At 70.0% G+C, this 25577-nt stretch carries 24 protein-coding genes; 11 read left to right on the forward strand and 13 right to left on the reverse strand.

The window, feature by feature from the left end:
- Positions 1-35 precede the first annotated feature (35 nt).
- Positions 36-1190 carry an AAA family ATPase gene (locus BM004_RS33010; protein WP_256220156.1) on the reverse strand — a complete coding sequence of 385 codons (1155 nt, stop codon included), beginning with the start codon at positions 1188-1190 and terminating at the stop codon, positions 36-38.
- Between the two features lie 613 nt (positions 1191-1803).
- Between BM004_RS33010 and BM004_RS33015 the strand changes: the two genes are divergently transcribed.
- Positions 1804-3189, forward strand: a complete 1386-nt coding sequence (locus tag BM004_RS33015) for a replication initiation protein (protein WP_093219758.1) — start codon at positions 1804-1806, stop codon at positions 3187-3189.
- 353 nt (positions 3190-3542) lie between these two features.
- Complete coding sequence (locus BM004_RS33020; protein WP_093219761.1) at positions 3543-3968, forward strand: nuclear transport factor 2 family protein; 426 nt, start codon at positions 3543-3545, stop codon at positions 3966-3968.
- Position 3969: 1 nt separating this feature from the next.
- Here the strand turns inward: BM004_RS33020 and BM004_RS33025 are convergent, their stop codons facing one another.
- From BM004_RS33025 to BM004_RS33045, 5 genes are read right to left on the reverse strand one after another with little or no spacing between them, the layout of a single operon-like run.
- Positions 3970-4929, reverse strand: a complete 960-nt coding sequence (locus BM004_RS33025) for a Bug family tripartite tricarboxylate transporter substrate binding protein (protein WP_093130284.1) — start codon at positions 4927-4929, stop codon at positions 3970-3972.
- A 50-nt stretch (positions 4930-4979) separates the two neighbouring features.
- On the reverse strand, positions 4980-5855 hold the full coding sequence (locus BM004_RS33030) for an amidohydrolase family protein (protein ID WP_093219763.1): 876 nt from the start codon (positions 5853-5855) through the stop codon (positions 4980-4982).
- Positions 5856-5859: 4 nt separating this feature from the next.
- A complete protein-coding gene (locus tag BM004_RS33035) occupies positions 5860-7065 on the reverse strand; it encodes a CaiB/BaiF CoA transferase family protein (RefSeq protein WP_093219766.1) in 1206 nt (401 codons plus the stop codon).
- 10 nt (positions 7066-7075) lie between these two features.
- Positions 7076-8074 carry a tripartite tricarboxylate transporter substrate binding protein gene (locus BM004_RS33040; protein ID WP_093219769.1) on the reverse strand — a complete coding sequence of 333 codons (999 nt, stop codon included), beginning with the start codon at positions 8072-8074 and terminating at the stop codon, positions 7076-7078.
- Between the two features lie 57 nt (positions 8075-8131).
- On the reverse strand, positions 8132-9007 hold the full coding sequence (locus BM004_RS33045) for an HpcH/HpaI aldolase/citrate lyase family protein (RefSeq protein WP_093219772.1): 876 nt from the start codon (positions 9005-9007) through the stop codon (positions 8132-8134).
- Positions 9008-9082: 75 nt separating this feature from the next.
- Between BM004_RS33045 and BM004_RS33050 the strand changes: the two genes are divergently transcribed.
- Entirely contained in the window at positions 9083-9988 is a 906-nt protein-coding gene (locus tag BM004_RS33050; protein WP_093219774.1) for a LysR family transcriptional regulator, read from the forward strand.
- Between the two features lie 22 nt (positions 9989-10010).
- On the opposite strand, the gene BM004_RS42165 is transcribed toward BM004_RS33050, so the two are convergent.
- Genes BM004_RS42165 through BM004_RS33060 form a run of 3 tightly spaced genes read right to left on the reverse strand, consistent with a single transcriptional unit; the run spans position 10011 to position 11084 of the window.
- Positions 10011-10133 carry a hypothetical protein gene (locus tag BM004_RS42165; RefSeq protein WP_256220157.1) on the reverse strand — a complete coding sequence of 41 codons (123 nt, stop codon included), beginning with the start codon at positions 10131-10133 and terminating at the stop codon, positions 10011-10013.
- Between the two features lie 14 nt (positions 10134-10147).
- On the reverse strand, positions 10148-10837 hold the full coding sequence (locus BM004_RS33055; protein WP_218152760.1) for a mandelate racemase/muconate lactonizing enzyme family protein: 690 nt from the start codon (positions 10835-10837) through the stop codon (positions 10148-10150).
- A gap of 7 nt (positions 10838-10844) precedes the next feature.
- Positions 10845-11084 (reverse strand): hypothetical protein, encoded by a 240-nt coding sequence (locus BM004_RS33060; protein WP_177206678.1) that lies wholly within the window; start codon positions 11082-11084, stop codon positions 10845-10847.
- 218 nt (positions 11085-11302) lie between these two features.
- Between BM004_RS33060 and BM004_RS33065 the strand changes: the two genes are divergently transcribed.
- The 5 genes from BM004_RS33065 (at position 11303) to BM004_RS33085 (ending at position 17529) form a co-directional block, all read left to right on the forward strand.
- Positions 11303-11812: a sigma-70 family RNA polymerase sigma factor gene (locus BM004_RS33065; RefSeq protein ID WP_093130292.1), complete on the forward strand. Its 510-nt coding sequence runs from the start codon at positions 11303-11305 to the stop codon at positions 11810-11812.
- Positions 11802-12821 (forward strand): FecR domain-containing protein, encoded by a 1020-nt coding sequence (locus tag BM004_RS33070; RefSeq protein ID WP_093219781.1) that lies wholly within the window; start codon positions 11802-11804, stop codon positions 12819-12821. Before BM004_RS33065 ends, BM004_RS33070 begins: the two co-directional genes overlap by 11 nt.
- Before the next feature lie 126 nt (positions 12822-12947).
- A complete protein-coding gene (locus tag BM004_RS33075; RefSeq protein WP_177206679.1) occupies positions 12948-15506 on the forward strand; it encodes a TonB-dependent siderophore receptor in 2559 nt (852 codons plus the stop codon).
- A gap of 14 nt (positions 15507-15520) precedes the next feature.
- The gene (locus BM004_RS33080) at positions 15521-16255 is read left to right on the forward strand and encodes a DUF4198 domain-containing protein (RefSeq protein WP_093219788.1); all 735 of its coding nucleotides are present in this window, start codon (positions 15521-15523) and stop codon (positions 16253-16255) included.
- Between the two features lie 17 nt (positions 16256-16272).
- Entirely contained in the window at positions 16273-17529 is a 1257-nt protein-coding gene (locus tag BM004_RS33085) for a PepSY-associated TM helix domain-containing protein (RefSeq protein WP_093219791.1), read from the forward strand.
- On the opposite strand, the gene BM004_RS40965 is transcribed toward BM004_RS33085, so the two are convergent.
- Entirely contained in the window at positions 17459-18352 is an 894-nt protein-coding gene (locus BM004_RS40965; RefSeq protein ID WP_177206680.1) for an AraC family transcriptional regulator, read from the reverse strand. The two genes, BM004_RS33085 and BM004_RS40965, sit on opposite strands and share 71 nt — an antisense overlap.
- A 169-nt stretch (positions 18353-18521) precedes the next feature.
- Between BM004_RS40965 and BM004_RS33100 the strand changes: the two genes are divergently transcribed.
- From BM004_RS33100 to BM004_RS33110, 3 genes are read left to right on the forward strand one after another with little or no spacing between them, the layout of a single operon-like run.
- Positions 18522-19514: a Bug family tripartite tricarboxylate transporter substrate binding protein gene (locus BM004_RS33100; protein ID WP_177206681.1), complete on the forward strand. Its 993-nt coding sequence runs from the start codon at positions 18522-18524 to the stop codon at positions 19512-19514.
- Positions 19515-19517: 3 nt separating this feature from the next.
- A complete protein-coding gene (locus BM004_RS33105) occupies positions 19518-21284 on the forward strand; it encodes a thiamine pyrophosphate-binding protein (protein WP_093219799.1) in 1767 nt (588 codons plus the stop codon).
- A 14-nt stretch (positions 21285-21298) separates the two neighbouring features.
- Complete coding sequence (locus tag BM004_RS33110; RefSeq protein WP_093130299.1) at positions 21299-21727, forward strand: GlcG/HbpS family heme-binding protein; 429 nt, start codon at positions 21299-21301, stop codon at positions 21725-21727.
- Between the two features lie 33 nt (positions 21728-21760).
- Here BM004_RS33110 and BM004_RS33115 read toward each other — a convergent pair whose 3' ends face one another.
- From BM004_RS33115 to BM004_RS33125, 3 genes are read right to left on the reverse strand one after another with little or no spacing between them, the layout of a single operon-like run.
- A complete protein-coding gene (locus BM004_RS33115; protein ID WP_093219802.1) occupies positions 21761-23428 on the reverse strand; it encodes an FAD-dependent oxidoreductase in 1668 nt (555 codons plus the stop codon).
- A 10-nt stretch (positions 23429-23438) separates the two neighbouring features.
- Complete coding sequence (locus BM004_RS33120; protein ID WP_093219805.1) at positions 23439-24419, reverse strand: tripartite tricarboxylate transporter substrate binding protein; 981 nt, start codon at positions 24417-24419, stop codon at positions 23439-23441.
- Positions 24420-24432: 13 nt separating this feature from the next.
- Positions 24433-25329 (reverse strand): shikimate dehydrogenase family protein, encoded by an 897-nt coding sequence (locus BM004_RS33125; protein ID WP_093219808.1) that lies wholly within the window; start codon positions 25327-25329, stop codon positions 24433-24435.
- Positions 25330-25577: the final 248 nt, after the last annotated feature.

The following is a 25577-nucleotide window of genomic DNA, read 5'->3' on the forward strand; positions in this document are numbered from 1 at the left end:
GGCAGGGATTCGGTCTTGACTGCAACCTCCACCCATCAGCGCGCTCTCCCCTGGGCGGCCCAAGCGCCGACCACCGACTGCTCGACCAGTTCGACAAATGCGTCGTACGCATCCACGGCCCGCTTGTATGTCTTGGCTGCGCCTTCATAGCGCTGCACGTCATAGACGGTCGCGAACTCGGCGGCCTTGTTGCTCGTGACGCTGGTCTTCGGGATCTCGACCGGCAATGTGTATTCGCCGTAGGTCGCCTGGATCCACTGGCGCACCGCGGGCATGGCCGGGTCTGCCGCATCGACGCGGCTCAGCAGCACGTGCAGGAACTCGAAGGCCTTGCCCTCGCGGTCTTTGCTCTGGCCGTCGAGGTTTCCGCCCAGGTCGGCCAGCAGCGACCAGAACTGGGCCGACGAGGCAAAGTCCAGGCCCGACGGCGGAACCGGCACCACGATGCCATTCGCAGCCCAGAGCGCGTTGATGGTCACATAAGAGAGCGACGGCGGCGTGTCGATGACGATCACGTCGTACAGGTCGCGCACGCTTTCCAGGCCTTCGTTCAGTACGTCCCAGAACTTCGCGCCGGGTTCCTGCATCTGGCGTGCGGGCAACGCGAACTCGGCGGAGAACAGAAATGGCGCCGCGGCCACCAGGTCCAGCCCGTCCCAGTAGGTCGAACGGATGGCGTAGCGGATGTCGCTCTGCGTTCCGTCGCACAGCGGTCCGATGGTCATGTCTTCCGTGACCTCGGCTTCGGGCAACAAGCCGTGCAGCGTGGTCAGCGAGCCTTGCGGGTCGGTGTCGATCGCCAGCACGCGATGGCCGCGCAGGCTCAGGCCTTGCGCCAGCACCATGGCCGTGGTGGTCTTGGCGACGCCGCCCTTGAAGTTGCCGACAGCGATCGTGATCGCCTTGCGACCCGAGGGACGCATCTTGTCGGCACGGTAGGTGCGCGTCCAGCGGCGCAGCTCGTCGAGCTCGAAGGTGCGCTTGCCGCCCGACGGCGTCAGGCGGCCGGCCGGCAGGTCTTCCTTGGTGATGCGGTAGGCGACATGCGCCTTGTCCACGCCGCAAAGCGCGGCGAGTTGGGCGGTGGAATAGACGGGAGGAATCTTGCGAGCCTCGGGGGCGAGCAGCATTCCCCGGATCTGCTCGACCATGGAACCAGCGCGCGTGGCAAGGCCAGCGATGCGCTCCATGTTGATGACTTGCCTTGGAGGCGTTTGGGTGTCGGTGGAAACCTGGTTTCCACTGACGGGGGGCACGGGGACGGACATTGCATAGACCCTATTCGACAGAATCCGGCAATTCTACGAGAATCCATCGAATGAACAAGTTATACCGATTCCGCGGTCTCCATGCACTTGTCTAATGTGAGAAGGATTAGGGAACCCCGTCCCGGCGCCCAGCCATATGGGCGCATTTTGCCGTGCCACGCCCCTTCAGGTGCGCCACTGCGGGGCATCCGGGCGTGTTCGAGCCGCAGAACGGGATGGATCGGGGCGAAAAGGGCATCGGGCGAGGCCAGAACCCCATATCCACTCACATCAAACCCCATAGACATACACAGCAATGGCCGAAGAACCCCAATGGATCTCACATGAAATCCCATCGGATCTCACATTGAACCCCATAACTACTCACATAAACCTCGCCAAGTCCTTGTCACAGAACGAGAAAGTCAGTAGCCAAACTCTTCAAAGTCCCAAGTGTTTATCTTTAAATAAAACAAGTCGGTCCATTTCTTTGTGATTTGACCGATTCACAATACGGAGGCATGATGTGAACCCAAGCATTTGCGATACATCAGACATGGCCGAGGAAGATGCTCCGCCCAGCGCCCCGCGCCAACCCCCGACAGCAGACGAACAGAGCGTCGCCAAAGCCAATGAAGCCATTGCGATCCGACCCAAGCGCGGCCGTCTCACGCTGCTGTCCCGCCGTATCTACAACGCCCTGCTGTATCACTCGCAGCGCCAGGGCGTCGACGAACCCGTCTACAAGCTCGCCCTGAGCGAGCTCATCGGCGACGCCCGCTTCAACTCCAACAACACCGAGCTGCTCAAGGCCCACCTGCGCGACATGCAGGCGACGACCATCGAATGGTCGACCAGCGGCCCCGCGCTGAAGCGCTGGGTGTCGTCGCAGTTGCTGGGCACCGTCACCATCGAGGAACAGGGCAGGGGTCGCGCCTGCATGGTCACCTGGCGCTATCCGGAAGAAATCAAGGAGCGGCTCGTCCGCCCTCACCAGTACACGCGCGTGCTGCTGGAGATCAGCGGCCAGATGCGAAGCTATTCCGCCGCCGTGCTCTACGAGATCGGTGCGCGCTATCTCACCTCCCCCGGCCGCCTGTCGATGCGCGAGGACGTGGTCTGGTGGGCTGCCGTGCTGACCGGGCGCAGCGACATCAAGGAAGTCGACTACCGTTTCCTCAAGCGCGACGTGATCTCCAAGGCCCTGGCCGAGATCGACGCGCTGTGCGAAGACTTCAGCATCGAGCTCATCGAGCACAAGCGCGGGCGAAAGATCGAAGAGATCCAGTTCCGTGTCGTGCCCAAGGCGCAACAGCGCCTGGGCGAAATCCAGAATGCCGAGCGCAATGTGTTCGACCTGGCGCTGGTCGGCCGGCTCATCGCCCTCGGCATCAAGCAGGAAGAGGCGCAGGACCTCTACGCAACGACCGACGAGGGCCAGTTGCGCGCCACCCTCGACCACGTCGACCAGCGGCTGCGCAGCCCGACCATGCCCGAGCTGAAATCGCCCGCGGCCTACTTCAAGGACGCGCTCAAGAAGGGCTACGCGGCGATCAAGTCGCTGCCGCCCGCCGATGCAGTGCCGCCCGCGGCCGCCAGCGCCACCTCCGCTGCGCAACCCGCCATGCAGCAACAGCTGTCGCCGTCCGACCGCATGCAGCGCATCCGCGAGCTCTGGGAGAACGACCGCATGGCGCAGGCCCGCGCGATGTTCAGCGAGATGCAGCCGCCCGCGCAGGGCGAGCTGCGCGGCCAGTTCGAAACGCAGCGCCTCGAGCAGTTGGCACCGCCCATTGCCCGCGCTTGGCGCCGCGACGGCCCGGCCAGCCGTGTGGCCGCCAGCACGTTCTACAAGTGGGTCGCACAGACCACCTGGCCTGAAGAGCCTTCCGACCGCGTGCTGCTCGATTTCGCGCTGCAGCGCGGCGTAGCTGGGATCTGAGACCTCTTGCCGAGCAGTTGAGGCGCCAGCGTCGCGCTGAGGCGCCGGCACGCGCCCCGTGGTTGGCAGCGTGATGCCTTTCTAAAACGCGCCGTTAGTGGATTATTGAGAAATTGCGGCATCTGCGACCGGTTGCTCGACAGCGGAAGGCGAGGGCGCCCTTGGAATCGCATCGCCGACGCTTGCGAGCGACGCCATGCCCCATCCCCGGGCTCCGACAGGAGAACCCGGCACCTTCCCCAAGACTACTGCGCGACACCGCAAGTAGCTCTGCAACGGCCGCCTCGCTAGACTGCGCCCGCATCCACGGCCGCGCAGGCCGGGCCTTTTCATTCAACGCCCGAGGACACCCCATGCCGATCGACACCCTCGCCACGTGGCACCAACTGGTCGAGCGCCAGGACGCAGCGGGCCTCGACGCCCTGCTGGACGACGACGCGGTCTTTCATTCGCCGGTGGTGCACAAGCCGCAGGTCGGCAAGGCCATCACGCAGAAGTACCTGGCCGCCGCGTTCCAGGTGTTCTTCAACGACAGCTTTCGCTACGTGCGCGAACTCAAGGGCGAGCGCGACGCGGTGCTCGAGTTCACGCTCGAGCTCGACGGCATCAGCGTCAACGGCGTGGACATGATCAAGTGGAACGACGCCGGCAAGATCACCGAGTTCAAGGTGATGCTGCGGCCGCTGAAGGCCGTCAACCTGATCCACGAAAAGATGGGGGCCATGCTCCAGGCCCACATGCAAGCCCAGGCCAAGGCTCAGCCCCAGCCCGGCCCCTAGCTCAATCGACGCGGATGTTGCGCGCCTTCACCAGCGCGCTCACGCGGGCGCTTTCGTCCTGCACGAACTTCGCGAACGCCTCGGGCGTGGTGCCCGCCGGCTCCAGGCCCAGCTGCAGCAGCTTCTGCTTCACGGCCGGCTCGTTCACCGCCGCCTGAACCGCCTTGCCCAGCTTCTGCACCACCTCGGGCGGCGTGCCCTTCGGCAGGAACACGCCGTTCCACTCCACCACGTTGTAGCCCGGCAGGCCTGACTCGGCCAGCGTCGGCGTGTCGGGCAGCCCCGGCACACGCTTGGCTGAGCTCACGCCCAGCGCGCGCAGCTTGCCGCCTTTCACGTAGCCCAGCGTCGAGGCCACGTTGCCGAAATAGGCCGACACCTGCTCGCCCATCACGTCGGTGAGCGCAGGCGCGCCGCCCTTGTAGGGCACGTGCATCAGGTTGATCCTGGCCTGCTCGTTGAGCGCCTCGCCCGCCAGGTGCGAGCCCGTGCCGCCGCCCGCCGAGGCGAAGCTCAGCTTGCCCGGGTTCTTGCGCGCGAAGTCGATGAACTCCGTCACCGTCTTGTACGGCGCCGTGGCCGGCACCACCAGGATCTGCGGCGCCGTGGCCACCAGCGACACCGGAATGAAGTCCTTCGCCGCGTCGAAGGGCAGCTTGCGCAGCGACGGGTTCACCGAGAAGGCCGAGGCGTCGTACAGCACCGTGTAGCCGTCGCCGGCGGCCTTGGCCACGTTGTCCGCGCCGATCACGCCGCCCGCACCGGGCCTGTTGTCGATGATGATCTGCTGGCCCAGCGCCGTGCTCATCTGCTGCGCGACGATGCGCGCGGTGTTGTCCGCGCCGCCGCCCGCTGCGTAGGGGACGACCATGCGGATCGGCTTGTCGGGCCAGGCAGCCCAGCCCAGCAGGGGAGCGCAGGCGGCCAGCGCCGCGACGGATTTCAGGAGTCGTTTGTTCATGCCGGTGTCTCGGGTGTTCAAGGGGTCTCGGGTGTCCAGGGGTTGGTCGTTCAGGAAAAGTCGTAGAGCCGCGCCGGGTTGTCGACCAGCACGCGTTGGCGCTGGGCTTCGTCGGGCACCCAGGCGGCCAGCAGGTCGAACAGCTGCGCGTCGTCGGGCTTGCCGGTTCGTTCGGTGGGGTGCGGCCAGTCGCTGCCCCACACCACGCGATCGGGCGCTTGCCGCACCCACGCCTGCGCGAGCGCGACGGTGTCGGCATAGCCGCCCGCAGCGCCGAGCGCCGAGTCGAGGTAGGCGCCCGACAGCTTGATCCACGTGCGGCCGTTGTCGCGCAGCCGGCGCACCACGTCGAACGCGGGGTGTGCCTGTGCATCGGGCTGCGGCATGCGCGCCAGGTGATCGAACACGACGGTGCAGGGCAGCCGCGCGAGCAGCGCCGTGTGTTCCACGATCTGCCCGGCGTTCCAGTGCAGTTGCACATGCCAGCCGAGCGCATGCACGCGGTGGGCGAGCGGCTCGACCATGGAAAAATCCGTTGCCGTGCCGGCCGCGGTGTACAGCGTGAAGCGAATGCCGCGGATGCCGCCCGCGTGCAGGCGCTCGAGTTCGGCGTCGCTCACGTCGGGGCGCACCACGGCCACGCCGCGCGTGTGCCGCGCGCCCAGTTCGCGGATGGCCGCCAGCGTCACGCTGTTGTCGATGCCGTGCACGCGCGGCTGCACGACCACCGTGCGCTGCGTGCCGATGCGCCGCTGCAGCAGGCGGTAGTCGCCTGCGGTCGCATGGTCGAGCATTGCATCGGCCGAGCCGTGCAGCGCAAAGCGGCGGTCGTACACGTGCATGTGCGCATCGCAGGCATCTTCGGGTGCACTGCTGGCGGGCTGGCGCGTGCCGCTGCTGTGCGGCACCACGAGGTCGGCGCGCATGGCTTCAGTCGTCCGCGCGGCCGGCGGCCTCTTTCGCGGGCAGCACGCGCTGCGTGTGCTGGCCCAGCGTGGGCGCTGCGAAGGGCTCGGGCCCGGGCGTGCGGCCGAATTGCACGGGGCGGGTGAAGCCGCGGTACGAACCCAGCGTGGGATGCGCGAAGTTCGCGACCATGTCCTCGGCCAGCACCTGTGCGTTGTCGAACATGTCTTCCACCGTGCGCGCGGCGGCGCAGGGCACTTCTTCGCCGAACAGTTCTTCCCACTCGAGCGCGGTGCGTTCGGCCAGTGCGGTGCGCAGCCGGGGCACGATTTCCGCGAAGTGCTGCGCGCGCTTGCGCACCGAGTCGTAGCGCTCGTCGGCGGCCAGCTCGCCCAGGCCGACCTTGTCGCACAGCGCCCGCCAGAAGTGCGGCGTGTTGGCCGAGATGTAGATGTGCCCCTCGCGCGTGGGGTGGATGCCGGTGATGCCGCCCGAGCGCATGTCGCGTCCCACGTCCTTCGGCTCGCCCTCGGCCCACACCATGCGCGCCGACTGCATCGTGAGCGCGGAGCGCAGCAGCGACACGCCCACGAACTGGCCTTCGCCGCTCTTCTCGCGCTCGTACAGCGCGGAGGCCACGCCCGCGGCCACCAGCGCGGCCGCGTAGTAGTCGACCACCGAGCCGTAGATGATCTCGGGCGGCTCGCCGCGCTTGCCCTGCAGCGCGCACATGCCGGTCATGGTCTGCAGCACCTGGTCGTAGCCGGCCTTCGCGCGCAGCGGGCCGGTCTCGCCGTAGCCCGTCACGCTGCAGTAGATGAGCCGCGGGTTCACCAGCTTCAGCTGGTCGTACGCAATGCCCAGACGGGGCGGCACGCTGGGGCGGAAGTTGTGCACCAGCACGTCGGCCGTGCGCACCAGGTCCATCAGCGCGGCCAGGTCATCGGGCTGCTTCAGGTCGAGCACCACGCCGAGCTTGCTGCGGTTCACGCCGATGAACGCGCGGCTCTCGGCCTCCAGCGTCGACGGGTACTTGCGCAGGTTGTCGCCCGTGGGCGGCTCGATCTTGATGACCTCCGCGCCCTGGTCGGCCAGCAGCGAGCAGCCATAGGGGCCCGCGATGTAGGCGCTCAGGTCGAGCACGCGCAGGCCGCTCAGCGGCCCCGCGGGACCGGTGCGCGCGGGCAGGCGCGTGCTGTCGTCCGCGGCGTGGGAGGCGGTGATGCTCATGGGTGTTTCCTCAATCGGCGGTGATGTTCTGTTGCCTGGCCAGCTTCTTCCAGCGCTCCACGTCGTCCGCGATGACGGTGCCGAACTGCGCCGACGTGAGCGGCGTGGCGATCGCGCCTTCGCGCAGGAAGTTGGCCGCGATGGCGGGCTTGGCCAGGATGCGGTTCACGGCGGTGTTGAGCTTGCCGACCACGTCGCCCGGCGTGCCCGCCGGTGCCAGCAGCCCCCACCACAGTTCGAATTCGTAGCCGGGCACCGCCACGGCCATGGGCGTGAGGTCGGGCGCGACGGGGCTCTGCGTCAGGCTGGTGATGCCCACCGCGCGCAGCTTGCCCGCACGCACCATCGGCAGCAGCGAAGGGCCGCTGGAAATCAGCAGCTGCGTCTGGTTGCCGATCAGGTCGGTCACGGCCGGGCCCATGCCCTTGTACGGGATGTGCGCAATCTGCAGGTCGCCCACCTTGGCCTTGAGCAGCTCGGTGCCGAACTGGTTCACGCTGCCCGAGCCGGACGACGCGTAGTTGTACTGGCCGGGCTTGGCCTTGATGGCCGCGATGAGCTCGGCCGGCGTCTTGGCGGGGAACTCGTTGTTCACCGCGACGATGAACGGGCCCTTGGCGAACATGGCCACGGGCGCGAGGCCCTTCACCGGGTCGAAGGGCAGCCTGGTCTGCACGGCCGCGTTGGTCGTCATGCTCGAGGACACTGCCACCAGCGTGTAGCCGTCGGGCGTGGCGCGCGCCACCTGCCCGGTGCCGGTGTTGCCGCTCGCGCCGGGCCGGTTGTCGATGATCACGGGCTGCTTGAGCTCGTCGCCGAGCTCCTTGGCGACCTGGCGCGCGAAGGTGTCGTTCGATCCGCCGGCCGGGTAGGGCACGACGATGGTGATCGTCTTCGAAGGGAAGGCGCCTTGAGCGAAGGCTGTGCCGGCCAGCGTGGCAGCGGCAACGACGGCGAGCGTGCGCAAGCGAAAACCAAAGCGAAAGCGAACGGACGAGGGGAACTGCATTTTTGTCTCCGGGGTTTTTATGAATTCAGGAAGCGCGGTTGGCAAGCGGACGCCGGCTCAACGTGGCAGCAGCCCCAGGCTGCGTGCGCTCTGGACGATGGCGCGCGCGCGGACCACGAAAGGGCCGTCGATCATCTTTCCGTCCACCACGTAGGCACCGACACCGTCGGCATCGGCCACGCGCGTGGCCTCGACCACCTTGCAGGCGTGCGCGATTTCTTCGTCGGTGGGGCGGAACACGTCGTTGGCCATGGCGATCTGGCTCGGATGGATGCAGGTCTTGCCGAGGAAGCCGAGGTTGCGCGCCAGCCGGGCCTCGGCGCGAAAGCCCTCGGCGTCGCGAATGTCCGCGAAGGCGCTGTCGTAGGCATACAGGCCCGCTTCGCCCGCAGCGATGCGCACCGCGAACATCGCCTGCTGGATGGCCGCCGGCTCGCGCCGCGCAATGCCCAGCGGCTCGAACAGGTCGCCCAGCCCCAGCTGCAGGCCCGCCACGCGCGGATGCGCCAGCGCCAGCTCCGACGCCATGCGCAAGGCCGCAGGCGTCTCGATGTTCAGCAGCAGGCCGATGGGCGCCTGCACGCCGTTGGCGCGCTCCGCACGCTCGATGGCTTCAATGGCGGTGCGCACGTGCGCCGCGCTTTGCGGCTTGGGCAGGTTGATGAGGTGCACGCCGGCCTGCGCCGCGGCCGCCACGTCGCGCTCGAAGTGCGGCGTGTCCATGGCGTTGATGCGCACGATCAGCGTCTTCGTCGACGCGGCCGTGGCCGCATCGCCGCGCACCAGGAACTGGCGCACGGTTTCGCGCGCCTCGTCCTTGCGCGGTTCGGACACGGCGTCTTCCAGGTCGATGCAGATGGCGTCCGCCGCACTGGCCAGTGCCTTGGCGAACAACTCGGGGCGGGAGCCCGGAACGAACAGTTTGCTTCTCATGAACGCAGTGTCTGCAGTTCATGAGCGAAGAAAAACAGGGGATGACTGCGATCAGATCATAGAAAATCTACTTTCATGGAAACCGCGTACCTGCACAGCTTTCTCCTGGTGGTGGAGTCGGGCTCGATGTCCGAAGCCGCGCGCCGGCTCGACCTCACGCCCGGCGCCGTGGCCCAGCAGATCCGTGCGCTGGAGCGCGAGCTCCATGCGCCGCTGCTCGCGCGCGCCGGCCGCACGGTGCAACCGACCGAGGCCGGCCACCAGCTGGTGCAGCGCGCGCGCACGCTGCTGCGCGAGGTGAGCGACATCAAGGCGCTGCTCGGCAGCGAGGCGGCCGGCGGCGAGCTGGTCATCGGCACCATCAACACCGCCATCCACAGCCTGCTGCCGGACATCCTCGCGCGCTTCGTGAAGACGCACCCCGGCGCCAAGGTGTTCCTGCAGTCCGGCACCACGGCCACCCTCTACAAGGGTGTGCAGCAGGGCGAGCTCGACGCGGCCGTGTGCCTGTACCCGCCGTTCGCGCTGGCCAAGACCTTCGACTGGTCCCTGCTGCGCGAAGAGCCGCTGGTGCTGCTCGCGCCGAGCCGCCTGGCGCGGCGCGATCCGCACGAGCTGCTGCGCACCTCGCCGCTCATCCGCTACGACCGCAACCTGGGCGGCGGCAAGCAGGCCGACCGCTACCTGCGCGCCGCGGGCATCGTGCCGCAGGAGCGCTTCGAACTCAGTTCGCTGCTGGCCATTGCGATGATGGTCGACCGCGGCCTGGGTGTTTCGCTGGTGCCCGACATCGCGTCTCCGCTGCTCGACGGGCAGAAGGTCGTGAAGATCGCGCTGCCCTTGCCTTCGGAGCACCGGCGCTTCGGCATCCTGTGGCTGCGCGCGTCGGCGCGGCTCAGGTTGATCCAGGGCTTCGTGGACAGCGCGAGGCTGGTGACGGACGGCAAGGGCGGCACGCGCCGCACGGCATCGGTGCGTTGACGCAACGGCGCGGTGCGCCGGTTCAGGTGCCTTCGATCGACGAAAACGGATCGAAGGTCAACGAACTGGTGAAGCCCGGGTCGGTGATCGCATCGCATGCGAACGGGGTCGGCACGGTGAGCGGCAAGGTGCGCCCGGGCAGCAAGACAGATGCCTTCGTCAGGCTTGCTCTTTCGCCAGCCGCTGCCATTCGAATTCGATGCCGTGCCCCGCGCGGCTCGGTGCGAGCGCGAAGCCGTCCTGTATCTCCAGCGGCTGCGCGATGTAGCGGTCCAGCCCGAAGCCGTGGGCTTCGAGGTAGGCGCAGTTGGGAGTCGACGCCAACAGTTGCACGGTGACGTCGTGCGCGCCGTGCGAGGTCACGGGCAGGTTGAAGGCCTCGGCCAGGTGCGCGATCTTCATGAACGAGGTCACGCCGCCGCAGTTGGTGACGTCGGGCTCCGGAAAGCTCACGCCGCCGCTCTCGATCAGGTGCTTGAACTCCCACAGCGTGCGCAGGTTCTCGCCGGCCGCGATCGGCAGGCCGCCGTCGCGCAGCACGCGCGCATGGCCGGCCACGTCGTCGGGAATCAGCGGCTCCTCGAGCCACAGCGGGTGGTACGGCGTGAACGCGCGTGCCGCGCGAATCGCCTGATCGGCCGTCCATTTCATGTTGGCGTCGACCATCAGCGCAAACTCCGCGCCCAGGTGCTCGCGCATCGCCGCGAGCCGTGCGACGTCTTCGCCGAGGCTCTTGCGGCCCACCTTCATCTTGATGGCGCGAAAGCCCTTCTTCAGGTTGGCGTCGGTCTGGGCGAGCAGCTTGTCGAGCGGCAGGTCGAGGTCCACGCCGCCCGCGTAGCAAGGCACGCGCGGGTCATGCCCGCCGAGCAGCTGCCAGCTCGATCTGGTCCTGCACGTACAGCGCCGCCACCCGCGCCTTGCCGCTGTTGTTGGCGTCGGTCGCGGCCTGGCGGTAGACCACCGGCGCGTAGGTGGTCGGAAACGCCAGCGGCACCGTCACGCTGGTTGCCGTGTTGTTGACGAAGCCGGTGTTGCGGAAGTTGTCGGTGTCCTGCTGGCCGAGTTCGGCGCCCACGAGCAGCTTGTGCTTCACCGCGCCCGTGTTCAGCGAGAACGTCAGGTCGGTCTGGTTGAAGATGCTCTTGCGCGAGGTGGTGGTCGCAGGCCGAGGCGCCCGGGCTGAACTGATCCCCGGCCGGCGCGTTGGGGCCGGATGTGCGAATGGTGCGAACGGGCTTCCGTTTGCTACAACCATCTGCTTACAATGAGAACCATTCGCAACAAGTGCTGCGACCGCATTGCAAGCCCTCCATGCCCGCCACCGACGCCTCGATCCGCCTCGTGAACACGCTGTACAGCGACCATCACCCATGGCTGCTGGACATGCTGCGCCGCAAGCTCGGCAACCTGGACAACGCGGCCGACCTCGCGCACGACACCTTCGCGCGCATCCTGTCGTCGAACGAAGCGGGCCCGCTGCGTGAACCGCGCGCCTACCTGACCACCGTGGCGAGCCGCATCGCGGCGCAATACTTCCGCCGCCTCGCGCTGGAGCGCACCTACCTCGACGCCATTGCGCACCTGCCCGAGGCCAGCACGCCGTCGCCCGAAACCCGCCTGCTGGTCGTCGAGGCGCTCGCGGCCGTGAGCCGCGTGCTCGACGGCCTCAAGCCGCATGTGCGCGAGGTCTTCCTGATGGCGCAGCTCGACGGCCTGAGCTACCCGCAGATCGCCGAGCAGCTGGGCCTGACCCTCAACGTCGTGCAGAAGGCGATGGGCAAGGCCTACCGCCACTGCTACGACGCCGTCTATGGCGATTGAGTCCGAGGCCTGGCTCGGCCAGCCGGTGTTCAAGCCCGCGAGCGACGCGCCGCGCGCCATCGATTCGTCGGTCGTCGACGAAGCCGTCGCGTGGCTGGTGAAGATCCAGTCCGGCGGCGCATCGGCCGCCGACAGCGCCGCCTGCGACGCATGGCGCCGCTCGCACCCCGACCACGAGCGCGCCTGGCTGCGGCTGTGCGGCCTGGGCCGCGACCTGCGCGAAGGCACCACCGGCATTCATCCGCAGGTCGCGCGGTCGACGCTGCGCGGCGCCGAGCGCCAGCAGCGCCGCTGGGTGCTCAAGTCCGTCGCGGGCGTGGGGCTCGGCGCCTGGGGCGCCTGGGCGCTGCGGCACGACATCGCCTTGCTGGGCGCCGACCACCGCACCGGTGCCGGCGAGCGGCGCAGCGTGGTGCTGGCGGACGGCACGCAGCTGGTGCTCAACACGCGCACCGCGGTCGACGTGCGCTTCGACGCCGCCACGCGCACGCTGCGGCTCCTCCACGGCGAGATCATGGTGACCACCGGCAAGGACGCCGCCCAGCGCCCCTTCATCGTGCTCGGCCGCGACGGCCGGCTGGTGCCGGTGGGCACCCGCTTCGTCGTGCGCGAGTTCGACGAAGGCGCGCATGCCACCGGGCTCACGGTGCTCGAAGGCGCGGTCGACGTCAGCGCCGGCACGCAGTCGCAGGTCACGCGGGTGGAGGCGGGCAGCCGCGTGCGTTTCGGCGCGGGCAGCGTCGGCATGCTGAACCGCGCCGACGAACGCGCCGTGGCCTGGACCGACGGCATGCTGGTGGTCGAGCGCATGCGCCTGGGCGATTTTCTCGATGAGCTGGCCCGCTACCGCAGCGGTGTCTTGCGCTGCGACCCGGCCGTGGCCGGCCTCCTTGTGAGCGGCGCCTTTCCGCTCGCCGACACCGACGCGGTGCTCGCCATGCTGGAGGAAACGCTGCCCGTGCGGCTGCGTTCCGCGAGCCGGTTCTGGGTGAGCGTCGCCGCCCGCTGAACGGGTTCTCAAAAAATTTCTGCCGAAAGCGGCAGGTTTCCAGATCTCGTGCATCAACGAATGGAGGTGCCGCGAAAACCAGCGGCGCGGTTTTTCCATCCCATCCGATCACAGAGAGTTCTTCACATGGCATTCATCGCCAGGCCCGAAAGACGCGACCCATGCGAGCCGCGCGATCCATGCGACCCACGCGAACGCAGTTTCCAGCCCTTCGCGTTGGCGCTCGCCGCGCGCGCCGGCTGCCTGGCCGCAGCCATGGCTGCGGGTGCACCAGCCTGGGCGCAGGCCGCACAGGCCGCACAAGCCGCACCGGCGGAACCCGCCCCGCAGGCGGCCGCCGCGAGCCGCCCCTACGCCATCGAGGCCGGCTCGCTGGACAGCGTGCTCGGCCGCTTCGGCCGCGAGGCCAACGTGATGATCGCCATCGACCCCACGCTGACCCAGGGCCTGAAGAGCCCCGGGCTGCGGGGCAGCTTCACCGTGCCCGCCGCGCTCGACCGGCTGCTCGCGGGCAGCGGCCTCGAAGCGGTAGCGGGCGCCAACGGCGGCCTGCGGCTGCGCAAGACCGCATCGGCGGTGGGCGCCGAAGGCCCGGAGAAGACCGCGCCGGGCACTGCCGCCGGTGTCGCCGGCGCTACCGGCGCCAGCGGCACCACCGGCACCACCGGCACCACGGGCCCCACGCTCGCCCCGGTCACCGTCAGCGCGCGGCGCGAGAAGCTCTACGACGTGCAGGACGTCAACGCCGGCGCGCTCGGCGTGCGCTCGCTGCAGGACCTGCCGTTCGCCGTGGGCTCCTACACCGTCGACACCATCGAGACGCAGCGCGCGCGCACCGCGCTCGACGTGCTGCGCAACGACCCGTCGGTCACGCCGACCTCGGGCTTCTCGTCGTTCGACGGCGTGGCCGTGCGCGGCTTCTCGGCCAACGCGTTCAACAACGTGCGCCGCGACGGCCTGCTGGCCAACATCTACAGCGACGTGCCGCTGGAGAACAAGGAGCGCGTCGACGTGCTCAAGGGCCTGTCGGGCTTTCTCTACGGCGTGGGCGAGCCCAGCGGCATCGTCAACTACGTGATCAAGCGCCCCACGCGCGAGCGCTTCGCCAGCCTGACGGCCGAGGTGCGCAGCTACGGCGGGCGCTATGCGGCCATCGACGCCGGCGGGCCGCTGGACGCCAACGGCACCGCGGGCTACCGCTTCAACGCGGCCACTGAAAAGGTCGGCGACTTCACGCACTTCGGCGACCTGAAGCGCGACTTCCTGAGCGGCGCTGTGGACATCAAGATCAACCGCGACACCCTGCTGCAGCTCGACTTCGACTGGCAGAAGAAATCGCTCGCGGCCAGCGGCATGATCGGTGCGCGCAGCGACGCGACCGTGGTGCCGGCCTCGAGCTTCGACCCGCGCACGCTGGTCGGCCAGCCCTGGGGCCAGTACAAGACCGACGCCTGGAACCTCGGCGCGCGCCTGGACTACGCCATCAACAGCCAGTGGGACCTGACCGCGCAGCTGGGCTTCAGCCGCACCCAGCGCAACGCGCTGTTCTTCAACGCCTCGCAGGTGGCCGCCAACGGCGACGTGCTCAAGGGCAACACGCGCTACGAGGGCGAGCCCTATCCCACGGCCGCGGGCCAGCTGTTCGCCACCGGGCGCTTCAAGACCGGATCGATCGGGCACGAGACGGTCGTCGGCTACTCGTACTCGAGCCTCGAGTCGCCCGACGGCGACTACCTGCGCTTCCCGCAGATGATCGGCAACGTCTACCGGCCGCTGCCCTACGCGCAGCCCTACCTGCCCGACAACACGCACCTGCCCTCGAGCACCGCGCGGCAAAGCAGCGTCTTCGTGAGCGACACCATCAGCTTCACGCCGCAGTGGCAGCTGCTGCTGGGCGCGCGCCACATCGCCTACGGCAGCGACATCGGCAGCAAGTACGACGGCACGCCGAAGTACAGCACCCGCGTCACCGTGCCCACGCTGAGCGTCATGTACAAGCCGAGCGAGCGCACCACCGTCTACGCCACCTACGGCGAAGGCTTCGAGCAGGGTGCCTATGCGCCCAGCTATGCCGACAACGCGCTGCAGAAGCTCGGCCCCATCAAGAGCCGGCAGTACGAGATCGGCGTGAAGAGCCGCGTGCTCGACGGCCTCATGCTCACCGCCGCCGCCTTCGACATGGACAAGCCGCTGCAGGCCGTCTCGCCCGCCGACAACATCTTCCGCCAGCAGGGACGGCAGCGCCACCGCGGCGTGGAGTTCACCGCGAACGGCGAGATCACGCCGCAGCTCAGCGGCATCGCCGGCGTGTCCTGGCTCGACGCGGAACAGCGCGACACCGGCGACGCGGCGCTCGAAGGGCGCCGCCCCAGCAACGTCGCGCGCTTCCAGGCGAACGTGTTCCTCGACTACCGGCTCGCGTCGGTGCCGGGCCTGTCCTTCAACACCGGCGTGTACCACGTGGGCAACCGCCCGCTGGACCGCGCCAACACCATGATCGTGCCCAGCTTCACGCGCTGGGACCTGGGCGCCGCCTACGTGACGCGGTGGATGGGCAAGTCCTCGGTGATCCGCCTGTCGATCGAGAACGTCACCAACCGGCGCTACTGGAGCTCGGTCAACTACGGCGGCGTGACGCAGGGCAACCCGCGCATCGTCCGCCTCGCGACCACGGTGAACTTCTGAGAAGGGCGGTCCGCATGAACAAGCTCCGAACGGCCGTGCGCACGGCCGTCCTCCTGTGCGCGCTGGCGGCAAGCGCCACGGCGCTCGCGCACGGCGTGTGGGTCGCGCAGCGCGCGAGCGAACTCGCGCTCGTCCTGGGCGAAGGCGCGCTCGACGAAAGCTACGAGCCGCGCCAGGTCCACGAGGTCAAGGCCTTCACCGCGCAAGGCGCGCCGGCCGGCGTCAAGCTGCAGCCGCGCACGCGCAACGTGGTCGTCGAGCCCGCCGCCGACGCGGCCGTGCTGTCGATGGCGGTGGAAGACGGCTTCTGGTCGCAGGGCCCCGACGGCAAATGGGTGAGCGGCTCGCGCGCGCAGGTGCCCGCCGCGAAGAAGGCGGGCTACTACATGAAGTACGGCACCACCTTGCTCAAGCCGGTGGCCATGCCCTTCAAGCCGCTGGGCATGGCGCTGGAGATCGTGCCGCTGGCCGACCCGATGGCGCTGCGCCGCGGCCAGCCGCTGGCCGTGCGCGTGCTCTCCAGGGGCAAGCCCGTGGCCGGCGCCGCCGTCATCGGCGACTTCACCGGCAATGTGTCGGGGCCGCGCGCCAGGACCGACCGCACGGGGCGCGCGTCGGTCGTGCTCGGCAGCAGCGGGCTGAACGTGATCGCCGTGTCGCTCGTGCGGCCGCGCGCCGACAAGGCCGAGGCCGACGAAGACGGCCTCGAGGCCACGCTGGCCTTCGCCCTGCCGAAGACGGGCGACTGACGCGGCAGCGCCCGGCAATGCGCAAGCGCCTCCTGCGGCTGCATCGCTGGGCCGGCCTCGCCACGGCCGCCTTTCTCGTGCTCGCCGGCCTCACCGGCAGCCCGCTGGCCTTCGAGGACCCGCTCGAGGCCTGGCTCAACCCGTCGCTCTTCGTCGTTGCGTCGCAGGCCGTGCCGATGCGCGACGCCTTCGAACTGCGCGAACTGGCGCAGCGCGCCGCGCCGCCGCAGGCCCGGATCGACAGCGTGATCCTGGCGCCGCAGCCGGCGCGCGCGCTGCGCTTCATCCTCGCGGCCCGCACCGATCCGCTCGCCGATCCACTGACCGGCCAGCCGACGCCGCTCGACGTCGACGAGCTTTTCATGAACCCGTACACCGGCGAAGTGCTCGGCACGCGGCTGTGGGGCCGCTCGCTGTTCGAGCGCAAGACCGCCGTCAGCTTCATCTACCGGCTGCACTACGCGCTGGCGCTGCCCGTGCCCTGGAGCGCGCGCGTGCTCGGCGCGGTTGCGTTGCTGTGGACCTTCAACTGCCTCGCCGGCTTTTTTCTCACGCTCCCGCGGCAAGGCCCTGCCGGCTGGTGGCGGCGCTGGCGCGCGGCCTGGCGGCTCGCACCGCGAGGCAGCGCCGCGCGATGGAGCTTCAGCCTGCACCGCAGCTCAGGCCTCTGGCTCTGGCCGGTGCTGCTGGTGTTCGCAGCGTCGGCCGTGATGCTCACGCTGCGCGACAGCGTCTACCGGCCCGTGATGTCGCTGGTCACCGTGACGCAGGACGCGTGGGCCGGCCTGCCGGCGAAGCCGTTCGATCCTTCGCAGTCCTTGCTCGAATGGCGCGCCGCGCACGCGGCCGCCCGCGAGGCCATGGCGGCGGCGGCCAAGGACAAGGGCTTCACCGTCATCGCGCAGCGCGACCTGCGGCTGGACCGCTCGCGCGGCCTCTACGCCTACCGCGTGCGCTCCAGCCTGGACATCCGCGATGCCGCAGGCTCGACCACGGTGCTGATCGACGCGTCCACCGGCGCCTTGCGCGGCTTCGTGGGTGGTGCGAGCGGCAATGCGCTGGAAGAGTGGCTGGGCGCGCTGCACATGGCGCGCGTGTTCGGCATGCCCTACAAGGTGCTGGTGGCGCTGCTCGGCCTTGCCGTGGCCGTGCTGTCCGTCACCGGCGTGTGGGTGTGGGCCCGCAGGCGGGGCGCCGTGCGCGTCAGGCGCCGCGCACCCCGCGCGCCATCAGCGCCCGGTACGCCGACGGCGAGTGACCGAGGCTGCGGTTGAAGAACTTGCTGAAGTAGGCCGCGTCGGCATAGCCCAGCTGCGTGGCCACCTCGGCCACCGGCATCTCGGTGTAGGCCAGCAGCCGCCGCGCCTCGAGCAGCAGGCGCTCGTGCAGCAGCTGCTGCGCCGATTGCCCCATGGTGTTGCGGCAGCTGCGGCTCAGGTGGTCGGGCGTGACGGCCAGCAGGTCGGCATAGAAGACCAGCGGCCGATGCTCGCCGTAGTGCTGCTCCACCAGCGCCTGGTAGCGCCTGACCAGGGCGTCGCGCGCGCCGGCCGATTGCTCGCGCGCGGACTGCCCGTCGCGCAGCCGCACGAACTGCACCGCCAGCAGCGTGGCAAGGGCCAGCAGCGCATGCACGCGGCCGGGTTGCCGCGCGCGGAACTCCTCGGCCACCTGCGCGAACAGGCCGGCGCATGCCGCCGCGTCTTCCGCGCGCGGCTCGCCCAGCACGAAAGAGGCACCGAGCGCCGACGCCGCCAGGCTGGAGCCGTCGAGCAGTTTGCGCAGCGTGCGCGAAGACAGCGTCACCTGGTGGCCGACCGCGTGGCGCGTGTAGGTGAAGCCGTGCACCGAGCCCGGTGCCAGCATCAGCAGCACCGGCGCGCGCGCCTCGAAGGCGCGGCCGTCGACCGTGCCCCGCACCGCGCCTTGCTCGATCAACTGGAACTGGTACAGCGATTCGTGCCGGTGCGCCGGAATCGTCCAGTTCATCTCGCTGCCGCGCACGGCCACCGGCTCGTAGTGCAGGCAGTCGTCGGGTTCTTCGTGCCGGACCTCGCTAAACGGCACATGCAGCAGGGGCGTGGGGGAGGGCTTCATGGGGCGGTCCGAAGGGTAGGGGCGTGTCGTGCCAGTCGTGCGGGGTCGAAGCGATCGATGCCGGAAAACTACCCGCAGCCGCCCGCTTTGTCCATGGCCGCCGCGCGCCGGCGCGGGCACCATGGCGGCACAAGACAACAACGGGCGCCCGGCGCCCAGGAGACAAGCCATGCAACGACGGTCCTTTCTCGGGGGCGCGGCTGCGCTGACGGCGCTCGGGCGCTTCGGCGGCGCGCAGGCCCAGGCACCTGTGCCACCGCTTCCGGGCAACGCCTTCATCGTCTCCGGCTTTCCCGCCGGCGGCATGGGCGACTACGTGGCGCGCCCGCTCGCCGAGCGCCTGCGCGGCAAGTACGCGGCCAGCATGGTGGTCGAGGCCCGCCCCGGCGCGGGCGGGCGCATCGCCGTCGACTACGTGCGGCGCGCGGCGCCCGACGGGCTGACCATCCTGCAGATCCCGAGCTCGCCGATGACGCTCTATCCGCACACCTACAGGAAGCTCACGTACGACCCGCTGGCCGACTTCATTCCAGTGACCAGCACCGCGACCTACTCGTTCGTGCTCACGGCCGGGCCCGGCCTGCCGGGGGACGTGAAGACCGTGGCCGACTACGTGAAGTGGGCCAAGGCCAACCCCACGCAGGCGAACTACGGCATTCCCTCGGCGGGCTCCGCGCTGCACTTCGTCGGCATCATGCTGGCCAAGGCCAGCGGCGCGCCGATGATGCCCATCGCCTACAAGGGCGGCGCCCCGCTGCTCAACGACGTGCTGGGCGGCCAGGTGCCGGTGAGCATCAGCGTGCTGGGCGAGGTGATGCCGCACATCCGCAGCGGCAAGCTGCGCGGGCTGGCGGTGTCCAGCGCGGCGCGCTCGCCCTTCCTGCCCGACGTGCCCACCTTCGCCGAGCAGGGCTACAACGACATCGCAGTGCAGGAATGGCTGGGCTGGTTCGTGCCCGCCAGGACACCCGCCGACACCGTGGCGCGACTGAACACGCTGGTGCGCGAAGGCCTGCAGGCGCCCGACTTCGTCGCCGCGCTGGCCCAGAGCGGGCTGGCGCCCCTGCACCAGCCGGCCGACGAGTTCGCGCGCATGCTGCGCGCCGACCTGGCCCGCTGGGCCCCGGTGGTGAAAGCCTCCGGATTCACCGCGGAGGACTGAGACTTGGCCCTGGAACTCAATGGCGCGCAGGCGCTGGTGCGCGTGCTGCTCGGCGAGCAGGTGCGCGATGTCTACGGCATCGTCGGCGGCAAGCTCGGCGCGCTGCTGCACGCCATCTCGCAGCAGAGCGAGCTGCGCTTTCTCGGCGTGCGGCACGAAGGCGCCGGGCCCATGATGGCCGCGGCCACCCACGCCGGCACCGGCCGCATGGCGGTGGCCATCGCGGAGATGGGGCCGGGCGGCCTGAACATGGCCTCCGGCCTCGGCGTGGCGTTCGCCAACAACCTGCCGCTGCTGGCCGTCACCACCAACCAGCACCGCGCCGCGAGCTACCCGCACAGCGGCATGTTCATGGACCTCGACACCGTCGGCGTGACCCGCCCCGTCACCAAGTGGAACGCCGTGGTGCACGACGCGCGCCGCATGCCCGAGCTCGCGCGGCGCGCCTTTCGCGAAGCGCTGAGCGGCCGGCCCGGCCCGGTGCACCTCGACATTCCGCAGGACGTGCTGTCGCAGCGCTGCAGCTTCGCCGACGACGCCTTCGACATTGCGCCCGCGCACTACCGCGCCACGGGCCGCGTGCGGCCCGACGCCGCCGGCGTGGCCGACGCCATTGCGCTGCTGCGCACCGCGCGGCGGCCGCTGGTGGTCGCGGGCGGCGGCGTGGTGGCAAGCGGCGCGGCACCGCAGCTGCGCGAGCTCGCGCGCCGGCTGAACGCACCGGTGGTCCCCACGCAGATGGCGCTGGGCGTGGTGGCGTCGGACAGCCCGCACTTCATCGGCCATGGCGGGCTGATCGCCGGCGAGGCGGTGCGCCATGCCTTCGCGCAGGCCGACGCCATCGTCGCGGTCGGCTGCCGCTGGTCGTCGTGGATGTGGGACGCGCACGGCCCCTTCGCGCGCCGCGGCCACCGCATGGTGAGCATCAACATCGATCCGCTCGCGCTCGGGCATCCGGCGCTGCACGCGGTGGCGCTGCAGGCCGATGCGGGCGCCGCGCTCGACGACCTGCTCGCCGCGTGGGACGACGGCGTGGCCGCGCGCGTGGATGTCGACTGGCTGCCCGCCGCACGCGGCGTGCGCGCCGCCTACGAGGCGAAGCTCTCGGCCCTGGCCGACTCGGCAGCCGAGGACGGCGAGGCGATGCACCCCGCCACCCTCGCGCGCGAGATCGCACGCGCCCTGCCGGGCGACGCGCTGGCCGTGTACGACGGCGGCCACACCAGCTTCTGGAGCAACGACTTCACGCCGGTGCACGCGGTGCGCACGCGCTTTCACGAGCCCGGCATGAGCCACCTCGGCTTCGGCCTGCCCTATGCGATGGCGCTGCAGGCCCAGCACCCCGGGCGCGCCGTGGTGCAGGTCACCGGCGACGGCTCCTTCGGCTTCACCATGAACGAGCTGGACACCGCGCGCCGCCACCGGCTGCCGGTGCTCACCGTGATCCACAACAACGAGGCCTGGGGCATCATCCGCACCGGCCAGCGCAATGCGCTGGGCTTCGAGCTGGGCACGGGGCTCGAGGAGACCGACTACGCGGCCATTGCGCGCGGCTTCGGCTGCCACGGCGAGCGCGTCACGCGCGCCGAAGAGGTCGGCCCCGCGATGCAGCGTGCACTGGCTTCGGGGCTGCCCGCGGTGCTCGACTGCCGCACCCGCTTCGTGCCGCACCCCGCCATGCCGATGTTCGGCAGCATGAACCGCTTCGGCTTCGACGCGCTCACGCACGCCGGTACCTCTACCCCCGACGCTCCCGGCGTCACTCCCTGAACCAGGACACCTTCATGAGCAACACCCTCACACTGCAGCAAGCCCGCACCGTCATCGACGCCGCCATCGCGAAATCGAAGGAGGCCGGCTACAAGCCCATGGCCATCGCCGTGCTCGACGCCGCCGGCCACCTCAAGGCCTTCGTGAGCGAGGACGGCGCCAGCATGTTCCGCTTCGACGTGGCGCGCGCCAAGGCCTGGGGCGCGGTCGGCATGGGCGTGTCCAGCCGCGCGCTGGCCGAGCGCGCCAAGGACAACCCGAACTTCTTCGTCTCGCTGGCCGCCACGGCCGATGGCCGCTTCCTGCCGCAGACCGGCGCCGTGGTCATCAAGGACGCGCAAGGCCAGGTGCTCGGCGCCGTGGGCGCCAGCGGCGGCACGGGCGACGAGGACGAGGCCATCTGCAAGGCCGGCGTGGAGGCCGCGGGGCTGGTCAGCGGCTGACCTTGCGCAGGCTGCTCACGTTCACGCTCGCGCTCATGCAGCAGCGTGCTTGTAGCCCACGCGCCGCGTGGGCGTGAGCGCACCGAAGGCCGGCCACGCCAGCAGCACGCCTTGCCGCTCCAGCGTGGCCTGGAAGTCGGCCAGCAGCGCAGCGTCGGCGCGCACCGCGCGCGGCGGTTGCCTGCGCGCCAGCGCGAACGCGGCCAGCGTGCCCGAGGCCTCGCCGATGCTCCACTCCGTCGCGTGCTCGCGGTACGCGCCGTTGGTGACGCGCGTGGTGCCGAGGTTCTTGCAGGCGGGCAGCAGGTTGTCCACGCGCACGGGCAGCAGCGCGCCCAGCGGGATCTGGAACGGGAACGAGTCGATGTCCACCGTGTTGCGCCCGCGCGTGCTCGGGTGCAGGTCGATGCGGTAGGCGCCGATGCCCACGCTGTCGAAGAACGACTCCGCGGCGTCCTGGCCCGGGCGCGCCTTCACGCCGACGTGCTGCTCGAGCACCGTGAACTCCGCCTCGATGCGGCGGCCCTCGCGGTAGTAGGCCTGCTTGGCCAGCCCGTCGCTCGTGCCCAGCACGTCGCCGCGCAGGCGCAGGCCGCGGTAGCCGCAGCCGCCGTCGTGGCGCGGCGCATCGGTCTGCATCCAGTAGAAGAAGGCAAGGCTGAACTGGCGCGCTTCTTCGAGCGCCTGCGCCTGGGCCTGCGGCGTCACGCCGACGATGGGCTTTTCCCAGTAGTCCATCTGCGGCCAGTTTGCCAGCGTGATGTCGCTCGCATACGCGCCGGGCTCGAAGTTCAGGCGCCATGCAATGCGCCGCGCGTGCCACAGGTCGTAGAGCGATTCGGCATCGCTCGGCCCGACGAACAGCGGCCGCTCGCGCGGCTGGTGCGTGACGAAGTCGCTCAGCGTCCAGCTGAACTGCGGGCCGGGCCAGCAGTCGAGCTGCAAGGTCTTGAGCCGGTCGTACGCAGCCGGCTTGTCGATGGTGTGGTCCTCTCCGGGCAGGTAGTCGGCCGCCAGGCACCAGGTGATGGCCTGCTGGTCGAACGGGTCGGCCTCGGGCAGCGCATTCAGCTCGCCGGTGCGCGACTGCGCCTCGGCGCCGAACACATGCTCGACCTGCGCCATCTCGAGCACGTCGCCGATTTCGGTGGCGTCGATGAACATCGGCGCCTGCAGCACGCGCTCGCATTCGTTCACGAGGTCGCGCACGCGAACGGCGCGAAGCCGGTCGCCGCCGGCCTGCACCTGCAGCAGGCGGTGCTGGCGCAGCACCGTCACGCGGCCGGCGGCCACGTGCGGCGCGAGCAGGCTGTCGATCACCTTCACCGCCACCCAGGGCTCGTGGCACAGCGTGCTCACGTTGCCCTGGCCGGGGTTCAGCCGCAGGCTGCCGCGCGCCGCCTCGGTCAGCGGCATGTGCGTGCGGTAGTACGCGCGAATGCCGTGGCGCAGCGCGGCATAGCTCTGCGAGGCGCTCAGGCTTTCGATCCACGGGTGCTCGTCGGGCGGCACCGCCTGCGCGGTGAGCTGGCCGCCGAGCCAGTCGAGCTCCTCGACCAGCACCACGCGCGCGCCTTGCCGCGCCGCGGCCAGCGCGGCCGAGACGCCGCCCAGGCCGCCGCCGATCACGACGATGTCGGCTTCGAGTTCCGCGCCCGGCGCGGCGGTGGACGATATGTGGGCTTGTGCTGCTGCTGTCACGCGTGCGTCCTCAGTCCGCCTTCAGGCCGAGCCGGCGGATCGCGTCGCCGTAGCGCTTCGTCTCCGACGCGATCAGCTGGCCGAACTCGGCCGGGCTGCCGTGCGCCGGCTCCACGCCCAGCGCCTGCAGGCGCTCCTTCACGTCGGGCATGGCCAGGGCCGCGTTCACGTCCTTGTTCAGGCGCGCGACCACCTCGGGCGGCGTGCCGGCCGGCGCAAGGATGCCGAACCAGCCGGTCACCTCGAAGTTGGGCACCGCGGTCTCGGCCACGGTGGGCACGTCGGGCAATGCGGCCGAGCGTGCCTTGGTGGTCACGGCCAGCGCGCGCAGCTTGCCCGAGCGGATGAGCGGCAGCGCGCTCGAGGGAATGTCGAAGCCGAGGTCGACCTCATGGCCCATCAGCGCGGTCAACGCCGGGCCCGAGCCCTTGTACGGAATCATCAGCATGTCGACCTTGGCCTCGCTCTTGAGGAACTCGGCCGCCAGGCTGGTGGTGGTCGCGCCGCCGCCGCCGGCCGCGTAGTTGAGCTTGCCAGGCGCCTTGCGCGCGGTGGCCAGCACGTCGGCCAGGCTGTGCAGCGGCGAGCCCGCGGGCGCCACCATCACCACCGGCGAGGCGCCGACCTTGGCCACCGGCGCGAAGCTCTTCACCGTGTCGTAGTTCAGCTTCGGGTACAGCGCGGTGCTGCCGGGGAAACCGCTGGTCACGAACAGCAGCGTGTAGCCGTCGGCGGACGCGTTGGCCACGAAGCTGTTGGCGATGGTGCCGCCCGCGCCGGGCCGGTTGTCGACGATGACCGGCTGCCCCAGCGAGGTCGTGAGCTTCTGCGCGACCATGCGCGCCAGGATGTCGCCCGAGCCGCCGGGCGCGAAGCCGACCACCAGCGTGGTGGTCTTGGCCGGGTAGGCCTGCGCATGGGCGCCGGCGGCGGTCAGCAGCGCCGCGCCTGCGGTGAGCCCGAGGGCCAGGTGGCGAACGAGTTTTTTCATGGGAATGTCTCCGTCAAGGGTTGGAATGGTTCTCGCGCAGCCAGGCCTGCGCCATGCGCGCGGCCCGCGGAAGGCCGAAGAAGTCGAGGTAGGCCGGCAGCTGGTGGTCGAGCATCGGCCGCCCCGGGTGCACGCGCAGGCCGCGCTGTGCCGCGCGCTGCAGCAGCGGTGTTTCGGCCGGCTGCATGATCACGTCGGCCACCAGCGTGCCGCCGGCGAGCGAGCCCGGGTCGAAGGGCAGCGCGTCGCCGGCCTTCATGCCGAGCGGCGTGGCGTTCACGGCGATGTCGCAGGCAATGTGCGACGGGGTGCGCAGCGCCACCACCTCGCTGGCGCTGAAGTGCTGCTGCAGCTGCGCGGCCAGTGCGCCGGCCAGCGCGGCGTTCACGTCGAAGATGCCCAGCCACGCGACGCCGGCCGACAGCAGCGCCGCGGCCACCGCGGAACCCGCACCGCCCGCGCCCACCACCAGCACCTTGCGGCCCGAAGGCTCGTGCCCGGCGGCGCGCAGCCCCGCGAGAAAGCCGACGCCGTCGAACAGGTCGCCCTGCAGCGTGCCGCCGGTCTCGCCTGCGGCGCCTGTGTCGCGCCGGATCGCGTTCACCGCGCCCACCAGCCGCGCCGATTCACCGGGCTGCGCGACCAGCTCGAACAGCGTCTTCTTGTACGGCACCGTCACCAGCAGCCCGCCGATGCTGCCGGAGGCCAGCAGGCCGCGGCAGGTCTCGACCACCGATTCGGGCGGCAGCTCCAGCGGCACCACCAGCGCGTCGATGCCCGCACAGCGGAACAGCGCGTTGAACGCCAGCGGCGCCTTCACCTGCGACACCGGGTTGCCGACGACCGGAAAGAGAAGGGTGCTGCCGCTCACCGGCGGCGCGATGTCGGGGATGACCAGGGGCGCATTCATGGGCCCGGATGCTACGAACGCAGCGCCGATCGATCCAATACCAATGCGGGCCGTGCCAATAACATCGGGTTATCGACAAGGGTTATCCCTGACGGGGTTGTTTTAGGCTTGGTGCCGGCACCCGGTCCGCGAACGCCGGGCGAACATCGACAAAAGGGGATCGGCGCCGTGTGGCTCGTTCGGTGTTCGTCAGCGAAAATCGGCGGTCCCCAGCCCGCCCTCCTGCATCACCCGGTTCCCCCAGCGCT

It is taken from the genome of Variovorax sp. OK212 (genome assembly GCF_900112425.1).
Lineage (GTDB): Bacteria > Pseudomonadota > Gammaproteobacteria > Burkholderiales > Burkholderiaceae_C > Variovorax.